At 72.3% G+C, this 14160-nt stretch carries 12 protein-coding genes and 2 pseudogenes; 10 read left to right on the top strand and 4 right to left on the bottom strand.

From position 1 onward, the window contains the following. Positions 1-49 precede the first annotated feature (49 nt). The 8 genes from P4R38_RS03465 to P4R38_RS03500 all read left to right on the top strand — a co-directional run bounded on the left by P4R38_RS03465 (position 50) and on the right by P4R38_RS03500 (position 8870). Positions 50-679 carry a TetR/AcrR family transcriptional regulator gene (locus P4R38_RS03465; protein ID WP_277191069.1) on the top strand — a complete coding sequence of 210 codons (630 nt, stop codon included), beginning with the start codon at positions 50-52 and terminating at the stop codon, positions 677-679. Continuing rightward, on the top strand, positions 676-1728 hold the full coding sequence (locus P4R38_RS03470; protein WP_277191070.1) for a TRM11 family SAM-dependent methyltransferase: 1053 nt from the start codon (positions 676-678) through the stop codon (positions 1726-1728). Before P4R38_RS03465 ends, P4R38_RS03470 begins: the two co-directional genes overlap by 4 nt. Positions 1729-1825: 97 nt before the next feature. After that, entirely contained in the window at positions 1826-2269 is a 444-nt protein-coding gene (rbfA, locus tag P4R38_RS03475; RefSeq protein ID WP_275240499.1) for a 30S ribosome-binding factor RbfA, read from the top strand. A gap of 50 nt (positions 2270-2319) precedes the next feature. After that, positions 2320-3231 carry a tRNA pseudouridine(55) synthase TruB gene (gene truB / locus P4R38_RS03480; RefSeq protein WP_277191207.1) on the top strand — a complete coding sequence of 304 codons (912 nt, stop codon included), beginning with the start codon at positions 2320-2322 and terminating at the stop codon, positions 3229-3231. A 53-nt stretch (positions 3232-3284) separates the two neighbouring features. Further along, a complete protein-coding gene (locus P4R38_RS03485; RefSeq protein ID WP_277191071.1) occupies positions 3285-4238 on the top strand; it encodes a bifunctional riboflavin kinase/FAD synthetase in 954 nt (317 codons plus the stop codon). A gap of 93 nt (positions 4239-4331) precedes the next feature. Beyond that, positions 4332-6173 carry an AMP-dependent synthetase/ligase gene (locus P4R38_RS03490; protein WP_277191072.1) on the top strand — a complete coding sequence of 614 codons (1842 nt, stop codon included), beginning with the start codon at positions 4332-4334 and terminating at the stop codon, positions 6171-6173. A gap of 78 nt (positions 6174-6251) precedes the next feature. Continuing rightward, positions 6252-6869: a LysE family translocator gene (locus P4R38_RS03495; protein ID WP_275240493.1), complete on the top strand. Its 618-nt coding sequence runs from the start codon at positions 6252-6254 to the stop codon at positions 6867-6869. Positions 6870-6914: 45 nt separating this feature from the next. Continuing rightward, positions 6915-8870 (top strand): TIGR03960 family B12-binding radical SAM protein, encoded by a 1956-nt coding sequence (locus tag P4R38_RS03500; RefSeq protein ID WP_277191073.1) that lies wholly within the window; start codon positions 6915-6917, stop codon positions 8868-8870. On the opposite strand, the gene P4R38_RS03505 is transcribed toward P4R38_RS03500, so the two are convergent. The 4 genes and pseudogenes from P4R38_RS03505 to P4R38_RS03515 all read right to left on the bottom strand — a co-directional run. Beyond that, entirely contained in the window at positions 8867-10180 is a 1314-nt protein-coding gene (locus P4R38_RS03505; RefSeq protein ID WP_277191074.1) for an FtsX-like permease family protein, read from the bottom strand. The genes P4R38_RS03500 and P4R38_RS03505 overlap by 4 nt on opposite strands. Continuing rightward, positions 10177-10404 (bottom strand): hypothetical protein, encoded by a 228-nt coding sequence (locus P4R38_RS20025; RefSeq protein ID WP_346770736.1) that lies wholly within the window; start codon positions 10402-10404, stop codon positions 10177-10179. Before P4R38_RS20025 ends, P4R38_RS03505 begins: the two co-directional genes overlap by 4 nt. After that, positions 10405-10899: pseudogene (locus P4R38_RS03510) on the bottom strand (ABC transporter ATP-binding protein); the annotation flags it as partial. Positions 10900-11065: 166 nt separating this feature from the next. Next, positions 11066-12343, bottom strand: a pseudogene (locus P4R38_RS03515) (MFS transporter); the annotation flags it as partial. 19 nt (positions 12344-12362) lie between these two features. Between P4R38_RS03515 and P4R38_RS03520 the strand changes: the two are divergent. Both P4R38_RS03520 and P4R38_RS03525 read left to right on the top strand, forming a co-directional pair. After that, the gene (locus tag P4R38_RS03520; protein WP_277191076.1) at positions 12363-13349 is read left to right on the top strand and encodes a GlxA family transcriptional regulator; all 987 of its coding nucleotides are present in this window, start codon (positions 12363-12365) and stop codon (positions 13347-13349) included. Between the two features lie 28 nt (positions 13350-13377). Next, positions 13378-14100: a TIGR03936 family radical SAM-associated protein gene (locus tag P4R38_RS03525; RefSeq protein WP_277191077.1), complete on the top strand. Its 723-nt coding sequence runs from the start codon at positions 13378-13380 to the stop codon at positions 14098-14100. The last annotated feature ends 60 nt before the right edge of the window (positions 14101-14160 follow it).

The following is a 14160-nucleotide window of genomic DNA, read 5'->3' on the forward strand; positions in this document are numbered from 1 at the left end:
AAACTAAACTGAACGGTGTGGTTTAGACAAGTGGCCTACGATGCAAGGCATGAGCACCGCACCGGCACGACCGCGGCCCACGACCGATCGGCGGCAGCGGATCCTCGACGCCGCGGGACCGGTCTTCGGCGAGCACGGTTACGAGCGCGCCAGCGTCGATGCGATCGCCCGGGCCGCCCAGGTGTCGAAGCCGACGATCTACAGCCACTTCGGGAGTAAGGAGCAGCTGTTCCAGGTGTGGGTCGGGGCGGTCGCTCGCCAGGTGAGCGATGACGCGGTCCGGGCCGTCCACGGCCTCGACGTCTCCCCGAAGAAGTGGCGGGCCGCTCTGGTGACCGCGGCCACCGACCTCGTAGAGGCGTGGCACACCGACTGCGCCGCCTCGCTCGCCCGCACGATCAACGCGGAGGTCGGCCGTGACCCGCAGATCTACGCGGTCGTCCGGGAGGCGGCCCACGACCCGGTGATCGAGGCCCTCGCCGGCCGGCTCGCGATGCTGGGCAACGCCGGACTGCTGCGCGTGCCGGACCCCGTGCTTGCCGCGAAGCAGCTCATCGCGCTGTCGCGGGCCGAGCTCGACGACATCAGCGAGTTCGGGACGAAGCCCACGTCCGCGCCGGTCGTGCGGCGCGTGGTGAAGGCCGGCGTCGAGACGTTCCTGCGGGCGTACGAGGCATGAGCGGCCCCACCGAGGAGCGCGGTGCCGCCGAGTTCCTGCTGCTGATCGCGCCGTCGGCCAACCGCGTCTACGCTGACGCTGCCCCGAGCCTGATGGCGGCCGAGATCCGTTGTCTCGCAGATGCTTTCGTCGACGGTGAGATCGAGGTGGAGCCGGTCCGGGTGGCCGACGTGGAGTACGTCCGGGTGCGCGCGGGCGATCTCGGCGGGTCCGCGCTGCGGGCGCTGTCCAACGCCTCGGGTGTGCACGCCGTGTACGAGCGCTTGGGCGACCTGCTGAGGCCGGTGCGCGCCGAGCGGCTCGACCGGTACCCCAGCGACCTGCTGACCATCCAGAAGTACCCGGGCAAGACCAACGAGCAGCTCACCCGGCTGCTCCTCAACGTCACGGCCGCGGCGACGACCCGCCCCGAGCGGCTGCTGGACGGCACTCTTGCGGTCCTGGACCCGATGTGCGGTCGCGGCACGACGCTCAACCTGGCGCTGACGTACGGCCTGGACGTGACCGGCGTCGACGTCGACAAGCACGACCTCGAGGCGTACGAGACGTTCCTGAAGACCTGGATGCGTCAGCACCGGCTCAAGCACACGGTGAGCACCGGGTCGATCCGCACGGGCGGCGAGCACCGCGGCCGCCGGATGGACGTCGAGGTCGCGCCCACTAAAGAGGACTTCAAGGCCGGGAGGTCGCAGCACCTGACCTACCTCGGCACCGACACCACCCGGCTGGACGGCCTGGTCCGCGGCGCGAGCGTCGACGTGGTCGTGACCGACACCCCGTACGGCGTCCAGCACGGCTCGCACGGCGACCGGATCGCCCGTAACCCACTGGAGCTGCTGGAGTCCGCGCTACCCGGATGGGTCCGGGTGCTGCGGACCGGGGGAGCGGTCGGCATGTCCTACAACCGGCACGTGGCGGCTCCGGAGCAGCTCGCCGACCTGCTCGAGCGGCACGGGCTCACGGTGGTGGGCGACCCCGCCGACGACCGGTTCCGCCACCGGGTGGACGCCTCGATCGACCGCGACGTGGTGGTCGCTCGCAAGGGGTGAGGCAGGGCTCGACCGGGACGACCGGAGCGGGTTCGGCCGGCCGGTCCGGATCGCCTAGGGTTGACAGGCGCTGAACCCATCGACGCCAGGAGGAACCATGGCTGACCCTGCACGCGCCCGTAAGGTCGCAGACCGCATCAAGTCGCTGGTCGCGGAGTACCTCGAGTTCCGTCTCAAGGACGAGCGGGTCGGCTTCGTGACCGTCACCGACGTCCGGGTGACCGGCGACCTGCAGCAGGCGTCGGTGTTCTACACCGTCTTCGGCGACGACGACGAGCGCGCCGGCACCGCCGCCGCGCTGGAGGACAACAAGGGGCGCATCCGCTCCGCCGTCGGCAAGGGCCTGGGCATCCGGCTCACCCCGACGCTGGAGTTCATCCCGGACGCGATCCCCGAGGGTGCCGCCACCATCGAGCAGGCCCTGCGCGACGCACGCGAGCGGGACGCGGAGCTGGCCCGCTCTGCCTCCGACGCCACGTACGCCGGCGAGGCCGACCCGTACCGCAAGCCCGGCGAGGAACCCCCGGCCGGCACCCCGTGACGACGCCCTCGCGCACCGCCGGTGACGACGGCTCGGCGTCGCCGGCGGGCTTGGCGGACGCGACCCTCGTCCACGGGCTCCTGGTCGTCGACAAACCCTCGGGATGGACCAGCCACGACGTGGTCGCCCGGACCCGGCGGCTGGCGCGCACCAGGCGGGTCGGGCACGCCGGCACGCTGGACCCCATGGCGACCGGTGTGCTCGTTCTCGGGGTCAACAAGGCGACCAAGCTGCTGACCTTCCTGGTCGGGTGCGACAAGACGTACACCGCGACGATCCGGCTCGGCCAGAGCACCCTCACCGACGACGCGGAGGGTGAGATCACGGCCTCTCGGGACGCCGCCGGCGTGGCCGACGCGGCGATCGAGGAGGCGGTCGCGCGCCTGACCGGCGCGATCGAGCAGGTGCCGAGCGCGGTGAGTGCGATCAAGATCAAGGGCGTGCGCTCCTACACCCGCGCCCGTGCCGGCGAGGACGTCGCGCTGCCCGCCCGACCGGTGACCGTGCACCGCTTCGACGTGCTGGATCGCCGCGCCGTCACGACCGAGACCGGCGCGGTCCTCGACCTCGACGTCGAGGTCGACGTGAGCTCGGGGACGTACGTCCGCGCGCTGGCTCGCGACCTGGGCTCGGCCCTGGGCGTCGGCGGTCACCTCACCGCCCTGCGACGCACCCGGGTGGGCTCCTTCGGGCTCGACGAGGCGGCCCCGCTGGCCGACCTGGAGTCCCTGGCCGAGCAGGGCGCGGCGCTGCCGGTGATCCCGCTCGCGACCGCCGCACGCCGGCAGCTGCCGGTCCGCGAGGTCACCCCGCCCGAGGCGGCGGCGATCCGGCACGGCAAGCGGCTCACCTCCGCGGCCGGGCACCGTGACCCGGTGGCGGCTCTGGCCGGTGAGGACCTGGTCGCGATCCTGGACGAGTCGGACCGGCTGGCCCGCTCGCACGTGGTCTTCCCGCTGTGAGCGGCGCGGAGCCGACCCCGTTCGCCCGCGTACGAGCCAGTAGAGTGGCCGCCGTGCTCCGCCTGACCGACCTGTCCGAGGTCCCCGCCGATCTCGGGCCCACGGTGCTGACGCTGGGCAACTTCGACGGCGTCCACCGCGGCCACGCCTCGGTCCTCGCGACCGTCGTCGAGCAGGCCCGCGCTCGCGGCGCCCGCGCCGTGGCGGTGACGTTCGAGCCGCACCCGCTGGCGGTCCTGCACCCCGAGAGCGCTCCGCCGATGCTCACCAGCACCGCCGACCGGCTCGACCTGCTGGAGGCCGCCGGGCTCGACGCGGTGCTGCTGATGCCGTTCACCCGAGAGCTCGCCGCGCAGACGCCGGAGGAGTTCGTGAAGGCCGTCTTCGTCGACGCCCTCCAGGCGACGGCGGTCATCGTGGGCAAGGACACGCGCTTCGGCGTCCGCAACTCCGGCGACATCGGCACGCTGCGCGAGCTGGGTACCCAGTACGGATTCGAGGTGCTCGCGCTCGAGGACGTCGGCACCGACCACCGGTGGTCCTCCACCGAGCTGCGTCAGCTGATCGGCGACGGCGACGTGGCCGGCGCAGCCGCGATCCTGGGCCGTCCGCACCATGTGTCCGGCACGGTCGTCCGCGGGCTCCAGCGCGGCCGCGAGCTCGGCTACCCGACCGCCAACCTCTCGCAGGACGCCTCGGGCCTGGTCCCGGCCGACGGCGTCTACGCCGGCCGGCTGATCCGGCACGCGCTGCCGGAGTCGGACCCGGAGCACCGCATGCCGGCGGCGATCTCCGTCGGTACCAACCCCACCTTCGAGAACGTCGCGCGCACCGTCGAGGCGTACGTCCTGGACCGCGACGACCTGGACCTGTACGGCGAGCGGGTCAGCGTGCAGTTCGTCCGCCGGCTGCGCGGCAACGACCGGTTCGAGTCGATCGAGGCCCTGGTCACCCAGATCGGTCGGGACGTCGACACCGCCCGCGCCGTCCTCACGTCCACGACGTGATCCGTTCGGACGGATCACCCGGCTCCGTGGTGACCTGCCAGTAACAACTGGCATGCTTGCGCCACCCGACCGACCAGCAGGAGAGTTCCCACCATGGCGATGTCGCTCAACGACGAGCAGTACGACCAGTCAGTCGTCGACCAACGGGCACAGTCCGTCGCGCACCTGTTCGTCGACCGCGTGGCGGCGTCCTCGGGCGAGAAGGCGTTCGGTCACCCCGACGGTGAGGGCTGGAGCTGGCTGACCTGGGCGCAGGTCGACGAGCGGGTTCGCCGCATCGGCGCCGGTCTGGTGACGCTCGGCGTCGAGCCGCAGGACCGCGTGGCGATCGCCTCGAGCACGCGGCTGGAGTGGGTGCTCGCCGACCTCGCCGTGATGCTGGCGGCCGGCGCCACCACGACGATCTACCCGACGACGACGGCCGAGGACGTCCAGTACATCCTCGCCGACTCGGGCAGCAAGGTCGTCTTCGCCGAGAACGACGAGCAGGCCACCAAGCTGCGCACGCTGCGCGAGTCCGTCGCGGACGTCCGCAAGGTCGTCCTCTTCGACGGCGAGGGCGACGGCGACTGGGTCATCGGTCTGGCCGACCTCGAGGCCGCGGGCGCCCAGCTGCTCTCCGAGCAGCCCGACGTGCTGGACGCGCGGATCGCCGGCATCGGCTCCCAGGACCTCAGCACGCTGATCTACACCTCCGGCACGACGGGCCGTCCCAAGGGTGTCCAGCTGCCGCACGACGCGTGGGCGTACGAGGCCGCGGCGGTCGACGCGACCGGGCTGCTGGACCAGGACGACCTGCAGTTCCTGTGGCTGCCGCTCGCGCACGTCTTCGGCAAGATGCTGCTGACGCTGCCGCTGCAGATCGGTTTCCCGACCGCGATCGACGGCCGGGTCGACAAGATCATCGAGAACCTCCCGGTCGTCAAGCCGACCTGGATGGGCGCCGCGCCGCGCATCTTCGAGAAGGTCTACGGCCGCATCACCACGATGATGGCCGACGAGGGCGGCGCGAAGGCGAAGATGTTCGACTGGGCCTCCGGTGTGGCCACGGACGCCTCGAACGTGCGGGCCGACGGCGGCAAGCCCGGCGGTGCGCTGGCGCTGAAGCACTCGGTCGCCGACAAGCTCGTGCTGCACAAGATCCGCGACCGCTTCGGCGGACGCGTCCGCTTCTTCATCTCCGGCTCGGCCGCGCTCAACCCCGACGTCGCGCGCTGGTTCGACGCGATGGGCCTGCCGATCCTGGAGGGCTACGGTCTGACCGAGACCAGCGCCGCCGCGTTCGTGAACCGCCCCTACCCCGGCGCGAACCAGATCGGCACGGTCGGCTGGCCGCTGCCGGGCACCGAGGTGAAGATCGCCGAGGACGGCGAGATCCTCGTCAAGGGCCCGGGCGTGATGCAGGGCTACCGCGGGCTGGACGACGCGACCGCCGAGGCGCTGGTCGACGGCTGGCTGCACACCGGCGACATCGGCGAGCTGCTGCCGACCGGGCACCTGCGGATCACCGACCGCAAGAAGGACCTGTTCAAGACCTCCAACGGCAAGTACGTCGCGCCGAGCGTCATCGAGTCGCTGTTCAAGGGCATCTGCCCCTACGCCTCCCAGCTGGTCATCGAGGGCGACGGGCGCAAGTTCGTCTCCGCGCTGGTCACCCTGGACGAGGACGGGATCGTGGAGTGGGGCGCCCACCACGGCATGCAGGACGCCGACTACCAGACGATCGTCACCTCCGACGCCTGCCGCGCGATGGTGCAGGGCCACATCGACGAGCTCAACACCAAGCTGAACCGATGGGAGCAGATCAAGCGGTTCATCATCCTGCCGCGCGACTTGACCATCGAGGACGGCGAGATCACGCCGAGCCTGAAGCTCAAGCGCAAGGTCGTCACGGGCAAGTACCGCACCGAGCTGGACGGCCTGTACGTCGACTGATCCTCCCGGCCTTCCACCCGCCCTCCACCTGGTGGACGGTCGGTGGGAGGGCCCGGGCGGCGTCCGTACCCTCGTCGGGTGAGCCAGTACGCCGCCTTCGTCGCCTTCGCGGCCGCCCTCGCCTTCGCGCCCGGCCCGGACTCGTTGCTGACCCTGCGCAACACCGTCGCCGGCGGTCGTGCCCGCGGGTTCTCGACGCTGGCGGGGATCAGCGCCGCGAACGCCGTGCAGGGCGTTCTCGTGGCCAGCGGTCTGAGTGCCCTGCTCGTCCGCGCCGAGCAGGTGTTCCTCGTCGTGCGGTGGGCCGGTGTGGCCTACCTGTGCTTCCTCGGAGTCATCGCGCTGCGCGCGGCCTGGCGGCACGACCCTGAGGGCTGGAGCGCGTCGGGGCGGAGCCGTACGAGCCGGCTGGCCGCGTTCCGCCAGGGGTTCCTGTGCAACATCACCAACCCCAAGGTGCTGATGTTCAACCTCGCGGTGCTGCCGCAGTTCGTCGGCGCCGATGCGCGGCTCGGCGAGCTGCTGGCGTACGCGTTCACCCTGATGCTGATCGGCACCGTCGTCCTGGTCGGCCTGGTCCTCGGCGCGGACGCCGCGAGCCGGTGGCTGCGCCGTACCCGCGTCCGTCGGCTGGTCGACGCCGGGACCGGCCTGGTCATGCTCGGGTTCGCCGGCGCGCTCGCGACCGAGCGATGAGCGGGGATTCGGCAGGCCCGCCGGGTCGGTCGTACCCTGGAACCCATGTCTGGTGAGTCCCTCTTCGCTGCCCTGGAGCCGTTGCTGGAGTCGGTGAGCAAGCCGATCCAGTACGTCGGCGGTGAGCTCAACAGCCAGGTCAAGGACTGGCACTGCGGGGGCCACGGGCCGGACGGCGAGGAGCTCACGACCCGGTGGGCCCTGATGTACCCCGACGCCTACGAGGTCGGCGTGCCGAACCAGGGCGTCATGATCCTGTACGAGGTGCTGAACGAGCGCCCGGACGCCCTCGCCGAGCGGACGTACACCGTCTGGCCGGACATGGAGCAGGCGATGCGCGACGCCGACGTCCCGCAGCTGACCGTGGACGGCCACCGCGCGGTCCGCGAGTTCGATGTCCTCGGCGTCTCCTTCTCGACCGAGCTGGGCTACACCAACATGCTCACCGCGCTCGACCTCGCGGGCATCCCGCTGCACGCGGCCGACCGCGGCGACGACGACCCGATCGTCCTCGCCGGTGGGCACGCCGCGTTCAACCCCGAGCCGGTCGCGACCTTCATCGACGCCGCCGTCATCGGCGACGGCGAGCAGGCCGTGCTGACGATCACCGACCTGATCCGGGAGTGGAAGTCGCAGGGCCGTCCGGGGGGCCGGGCCGAGCTGCTGCTGCGGCTCGCGCGTACCGGCGGCGTGTACGTCCCCTCGCTGTACGAGGTCGACTACCTGCCCGACGGCCGGATCAAGCGCGTCGCACCCGCGGCGGACGCGCACGGCGTCCCGTGGCGAGTCTCCAAGCACACCGTCATGGACCTGGACGAGTGGCCGTACCCGAAGCAGCCGCTGGTGCCGCTGGCCGAGTCGGTGCACGAGCGGATGTCCGTCGAGATCTTCCGCGGCTGCACCCGCGGCTGCCGGTTCTGCCAGGCCGGCATGATCACCCGTCCCGTGCGGGAGCGGTCGATCACGGGTATCGGTGAGATGGTCGAGAAGGGCCTGGCCGCAACGGGATTCGAGGAGGTGGGTCTGCTCTCGCTGAGCTCGGCCGACCACTCCGAGATCGCCGACGTGACCAAGGGCCTCGCCGACCGGTACGAAGGCACCCAGACCGGGCTGTCGCTGCCGTCGACCCGGGTCGACGCGTTCAACATCGACCTGGCCAACGAGCTGACCCGCAACGGCCGCCGCTCCGGCCTCACCTTCGCCCCAGAAGGCGGCTCGGAGCGCATCCGCAAGGTCATCAACAAGATGGTGACCGAGGAGGACCTGATCAGCACCGTCGCCGCGGCGTACGGCGCTGGCTGGCGCCAGGTCAAGCTGTACTTCATGTGCGGTCTGCCGACCGAGACCGACGAGGATGTCCTGCAGATCGCCGACCTCGCCAAGCGGGTCATCGACACCGGCCGCAAGGTCAGCGGCCGCCGGGACATCCGGTGCACGGTCTCGATCGGCGGGTTCGTGCCCAAGCCGCACACGCCGTTCCAGTGGTGCGCGCAGCTCGGCTCCGAGGAGACCGACGCCCGGCTGGGCAAGCTCAAGGAGGCGCTGCGCTCGGACAAGCGGTACGGGGCGGCGATCGGGCTGCGCTACCACGACGGCGAGCCCGGCATCGTCGAGGGCCTGCTCTCGCGCGGTGACCGACGGGTCGGCAAGGTCATCGAGGCCGTATGGCGCGACGGGGCCCGGTTCGACGGCTGGAGCGAGCACTTCTCCTACGAGCGCTGGATGCGCGCGGCGGACGCTGCGCTGGCGGACGAGCCGGTCGACGTCGCCTGGTACACCACGCGCGAGCGCGGCGAGGCCGAGGTCCTGCCCTGGGACCACCTGGACTCCGGTCTGGACAAGGACTGGCTCTGGGAGGACTGGCAGGAGGCCCTGGACGAGACCGAGGTCGAGGACTGCCGCTGGACGCCGTGCTTCGACTGCGGCGTGTGCCCGCAGATGGGTACCGAGATCCAGGTCGGCCCCACAGGTAAGAAGCTGCTGCCGCTCACCGTGGTCTAGTCGGTGCCGGCCGCGGCCTTCCGGACCAGGGGGGCGGTGCTCGTGACGGACGCCAGCATCAGGGCGACGCTGCCGACGATGGCCCCGCCCAGCCACACCAGCGCCCCGGCATTGGTCGCCGCTCCGAACGGCACGATCAGCAGAGCGCACATCACCGCGGCGAGGCACACCGTGATCGCCAGCGGCAGCGTGGTCTCACGCCGGGAGGCCCGCACCAGCAGGCCGGGCTCGGCGCCGGTCAGGCTCAGCGCGTACAGCTCGTGCCGGCGGTCGATCACCCGGGCCGCCTGGACGACGCCGGTGGACGTCGCGGCGATGACCGCGATGATCCCGAGCGTGACCAGCGCACCGGTGCCCATGTCGTGGAGCACGATGCGCTGCGCCTCGTCGTGCGCGTCGGCCGAGGCGAAGGCCCCGCCGACGCCCGCGACCACGATCGCGAGCCCGAGCGCCCCGACGGATCGCCACGTCGCCTTCGGGTCGTCGACGATGCGGCGGGCGGCCAGCAGCGTCTGCGGCGTCCGCGCTCGCCAGGCGACGAGGCGACCGAGCAGCATCATGACGAACGGTCCGACCACGTTGAGGACGCCGACCATCGCGGCGACGACGATCATCACGACGCCCGTGCCCGCCTGCCGCAGGCTCGACGCGACCGCGAGCCAGAGCACCCCCGCGACCACGGTCAGGACGACCCGCACCACCCTCATGCCGGGCGGACGGGTGCGCTGCGCGACACCGAGGGGGCTGATGCTGACGCGGCGCAGGCCGAGCACACCCGAGAGGAGTGCGAGCGCGACGACCGTCAGTGCGGCGACGGGTACCCACCACAGCGGCACCAGCAGGTTCGAGAACCCGAACGGCCTGCCCTGGAAAGAGATTCGGCCGAGCCCGGGCAGGACGAGGAGGTACAGGCCGACGCCGGCGACGGCTCCGATCAGCGCCAGCCGGCCGGACTCCACCAGCGTGATGGCCGTGGTCTGGGCGCGCGTGGCACCGGCGAGACGAAGGGCGGCGAGGCGGCGGTCACGGCGCCCGACCGTCAGGCGGGCCGCGACGCCGCCGAGGGTCAGGACCGGGGCGAGGAGCAGGCCGGCCGCGCAGAACGCCAGCCCGACGTAGAGGTCCCCGACATCGTCGGGAGGCGCGGCCTCGTCGCGTACGGAGAAGGCGTGCACCCCCGAGATCGTCACGAGAAGGGCGGCCGTCGCGACCGCGAAGGCCAGGACGGCCAGCGTGCTCGGCAGGCGACCGGTGCCGCGGGTGAGCTGCTCCGCCCGACGTCCGACCCGGACCGCGGCAGCGACGCTCATCGCGTCTCCCGGACGATGTGGCCGTCCTGCATGTGCAGCGTGCGGTGGCACCAGGCGGCGACGTGCTGGTCGTGCGTCACGAGCAGGAGCGAAGCGCCGAGGGTCCCGGTGAGCGCTGTGAGGTGGTGCATGACCTCGGCCCCGGTGCGCTGGTCCAGGGCACCGGTCGGTTCGTCGGCGAAGACCACGCGCGGACGCCCCACCAGGGCCCTGGCGATCGCCACGCGCTGGGCCTGTCCGCCGGACAGCTCACCAGGCCGGCGGCGTTCGAGACCGGCGAGCCCGAGCGGGGCGAAGAGCTCGGCCGCGCGCGCCTGGGCGGTGCGCCGGTCGACGCCGGCGAGCATCAGGGGGAGGGCGACGTTCTCCAGGGCCGGCAGCTCCGGCAGCAGCTGACCGGACTGGAACACGAAGCCGAACGTGTCGCGCCGCAGCCGGGTGCGCGTGCCGTCCGAGGCGTCGGACACCGGGTGGCCGTCCAGGGTGACCAGGCCGGTGTCCGGGGTGAGAATCCCGGCGAGGACGTGCAGCAGCGTGGTCTTGCCTGATCCCGACGGGCCCATGACGGCGACCGCCTCGCCCGGCCGTACGAGCAGCCGTACTCCCGCGAGGGCCGGCGGTCCACCGGAGCCGGCGTACGTCTTGACGAGGTCGTGGGCGGCGAGTCCCGCGGCCACCGGCGGCGCCGGTGCGGGGCTGTGGGCAGCTGGCTGAGTCATGCGTCCAGCGTGCTGCGGCAGCAGGGGCCGGGTCCTGCGCCCACGGGCCCGACCGTCGTACGACCTGCGTCGCAGACCCGCTCAGACCTCTGCGGCCACGGCACCACGACGCAGCTCGTCCGACGACGCCGTCCCCCCGAGCCCGGCCGCCGACCATGAGCAGGCACATCCCGGCCGCCAGCAGGCACAGGCCGCCGGAGACGTACCAGGCCAGGTCGTAGTTGCCGAGGCGGTCGCGGACGGAGCCGGCTAGCACGGCGGCGGCCGCGGCGCCGATCTGGTGCGAGGCGAACACCCAGCCGAACACGATGGGAGCCCGCTCGCCGAAGTACTGGCGGCACAGCGCCATCGTGGGCGGGACCGTCGCGACCCAGTCCAGTCCGTAGAACAGCACGAAGACGAACATGCTCGGCTGGACGTGCACCGCGAACAGCGCGGGCAGCAGGAACAGCGACAGACCGCGCAGGCCGTAGTACGCCGCGAGCAGCGCCCCGGCGCTGACCCGGTCGGTCAGCCAACCGGAGAACACCGTGCCTGCGACGTCGAAGATGCCGATCAGAGCCAGCAAGCTCGCGGCGGTCGGCTCCGACATGCCGTGGTCGTGAGCCGCGGGGATGAAGTGCGTTCCGACGAGGCCGTTGGTGCTCGCGCCGCAGATCGCGAACGTCCCGGCGAGCAGCCAGAAGATGGGCTGCCGGGCCGCGTCGCGCAGGGTCCGCAGCGCCAGGGCCGCTATCCCCGTCGCGGGCGGCGGGGGCGGGCTCACCGGTGCGTCGGCGGGCTCGCCGTAGGCCGTGACGCCCAGCGAGCCGGGGTGGTCGTGCATCCGCCAGAGCACCAGCGGGACGACCAGCAGCGCGACGCCGGCGGTGAGCAGGGCGGCCCAGCGCCAGCCGTGTGCCTCGGCGAGGCGGGCGAGGACCGGCAGGAAGATCAGCTGGCCGGTCGCACCGGCAGCCGTGAGGATGCCGGAGACGAGCCCGCGCCGGGCCACGAACCAGCGGCTGGTGATGGTCGCCACCAGGGCCATGGACATCGACCCGGTGCCGAGCCCCACCAGGACGCCCCAGCACAGGACCAGCTGCCACGACGCCGTCATCCAGACCGGCAGCAGCGAACCGATGCTCACCAGCAGCAGCGCGCCCGTGACGACGCGCCGTACGCCGAACCGTTCCATCAGCGCCGCCGAGAACGGCGCGGTGAGCCCGAACAGCACCAGGTTGACCGACACCGCCGAGCCGATCACGCCGTGCGACCAGCCGAACTCCTCGTGCAGCGGCTCCATCAGGACGCCGGGCGTCGACCGGAAGCCGGCCGCGCCGATGATCGTGAGGAAGGTCGCGAGGGCGATCCACCACGCAGGGTGGACGCGCCGGGAGGTGGTCGTCGTCACCCGACCAGCGTGCCGGACGAGCCCGTCCGCAGGAAGTGGCCGGAGGGCCACGGTGTGAAAGAATCAGGCCATGACACGCACGCTCCGTACCGAGCAGGTGGTGGTCCTCGCGCTGGAGAACTCCGTCGCGTTCGAGCTGGGGCTGCCGCACCGGTTCCTCACTGCTGACGCGCTGCGGCCCACTGACGGCGGTCCGCGGCCGTACGAGGTGCTGATGTGCACCGTCGACGACGGGCCGATCACGACGTCCGCGGGGTACCAGGTGCTGCCGACGCACCCCCACGAGGCGCTGCGGACGGCCGACACCGTCGTGATCGTGGGCACGCCGTGGCACTCCGTCATGGAGACCGGCGCCCTCGCGCAGCCGATCCGCGACGCGCTCGCCCTCGTCCCGACGGGAGCGCGCTGGGTGTCGATCTGCACCGGCGCGTTCGTCCTGGCTGCGCTCGGCCTGCTGGACGGGCGTCGGGCGACCACGCACTGGGCGCACGCCGACGCGTTCCGCCGCTGCTTCCCCGACATCGAGCTCGACGCGGACGTGCTCTTCATCGACCACGGCGACGTGCTGACCTCCGCGGGCAACGCGGCCGGCATCGACCTGCTGCTGCACCTGGTCCGGCGCGACCACGGCGTCGAGGTCGCCAACCGGGTGGCCCGCGGCGCCGTCGTCGCACCCTGGCGGGACGGCGGGCAGGCGCAGTTCATCGACCGCCCGGTGCCGGCGGTGGGTGAGGGCGGGACCGCGTCCACCCGCGAGTGGGCGCTGCGGCATCTCGAGGAGGACCTGTCGCTGGCCCGGCTCGCCCAGCACGCCGGGATGAGCGTGCGCACCTTCACCCGCCGGTTCCGCGAGGAGACCGGTCAGACCGCGGGGGAGTGGATCACCGGCCGGCGGGTCGAGCACGCGCGGCACCTGCTGGAGAAGACCGACTGGCCGGTCGACCGCGTTGCTGCCGCGAGCGGGTTCGGGACGGCAGCGGCGTTCCGTACGCAGTTCCGCACCGGCGTCGGCATCTCGCCGTCCGCCTACCGGCGGGGCTACCTGACCCCGGCCTGAGCCCGCGTCCGCCGTACGCTCTCCTCCCATGGCCAAGCGCGTTCCCGAGGGTCCTGCACCCGACCCGGCCGTCCAGAAGCTGCGCGTCCAGTACGCCAAGCGCGGTCGGCTGCGGTTCTCCTCCACCCGTGACTTCCAACGCGCGCTGGAGCGTGCGCTGCGCCGGGCGCAGGTGCCCATGGCCTTCTCCGCGGGCTTCCACCCCCATCCGCGGATCAGCTACGCCAACGCGGCCCCGACCGGGACGGCGAGCGAGGCGGAGTACTTCGAGATCCAGCTGCGCGAGCGCCGTGAGCCGGCGCAGGTGCTGGACGCGCTCGACGTGGCGCTGCCCGACGGCCTCGACATCCTGTCGGTCGTCGAGGCGCAGCCCGGCGCCCTCGCCGACCGCCTGCAGGCGAGCGAGTGGCGGCTGGACTTCGCGGCCGTCGCCCCCACCGACCTGCGGGCCGCCGTGCAGGCGTTCCTCGCCGAGAGCCTGGTCGAGGTCACCCGCATGATGAAGAGCGGTCCGCGCACCTTCGACGTCCGGGCCGCGGCCCTGGCCACCGCGGTGAGCGAGCTCGCCGACGGCAGCCGGCTGGAGGTGACGCTGCGCCACACCACGCCGGCCGTCCGGCCCGACGACCTGCTGAACGGGTTGCGCGCGGTGAGTGGGCTGGAGGTCCCCCGCTCGCCGCTGGTCACCCGGCTGCGGCAGGGCGTGCTGCAGGACGACGGCAGCGTGTCGGACCCGCTCGAAACCGCTTGACAACCGCCGGTGTGCGATACTGGCCAACGGTCGTACGAGGCACCACAGCCCTCGTACGCC

Origin of the sequence: Luteipulveratus flavus, assembly GCF_029439465.1 — a bacterium.
GTDB lineage: Bacteria > Actinomycetota > Actinomycetes > Actinomycetales > Dermatophilaceae > Luteipulveratus > Luteipulveratus flavus.

Excerpts from the sequence above, each read along its gene's own strand:
- P4R38_RS03465 (WP_277191069.1), top strand. The coding sequence starts at position 50 with ATGAGCACCGCACCGGCACGACCGCGGCCCACGACCGATCGGCGGCAG.
- P4R38_RS03470 (WP_277191070.1), top strand. The coding sequence starts at position 676 with ATGAGCGGCCCCACCGAGGAGCGCGGTGCCGCCGAGTTCCTGCTGCTG.
- rbfA (WP_275240499.1), top strand. The coding sequence starts at position 1,826 with ATGGCTGACCCTGCACGCGCCCGTAAGGTCGCAGACCGCATCAAGTCG.
- P4R38_RS03490 (WP_277191072.1), top strand. The coding sequence starts at position 4,332 with ATGGCGATGTCGCTCAACGACGAGCAGTACGACCAGTCAGTCGTCGAC.
- P4R38_RS03500 (WP_277191073.1), top strand. The coding sequence starts at position 6,915 with ATGTCTGGTGAGTCCCTCTTCGCTGCCCTGGAGCCGTTGCTGGAGTCG.
- P4R38_RS03505 (WP_277191074.1), bottom strand. The coding sequence starts at position 10,180 with ATGAGCGTCGCTGCCGCGGTCCGGGTCGGACGTCGGGCGGAGCAGCTC.
- P4R38_RS03520 (WP_277191076.1), top strand. The coding sequence starts at position 12,363 with ATGACACGCACGCTCCGTACCGAGCAGGTGGTGGTCCTCGCGCTGGAG.
- P4R38_RS03525 (WP_277191077.1), top strand. The coding sequence starts at position 13,378 with ATGGCCAAGCGCGTTCCCGAGGGTCCTGCACCCGACCCGGCCGTCCAG.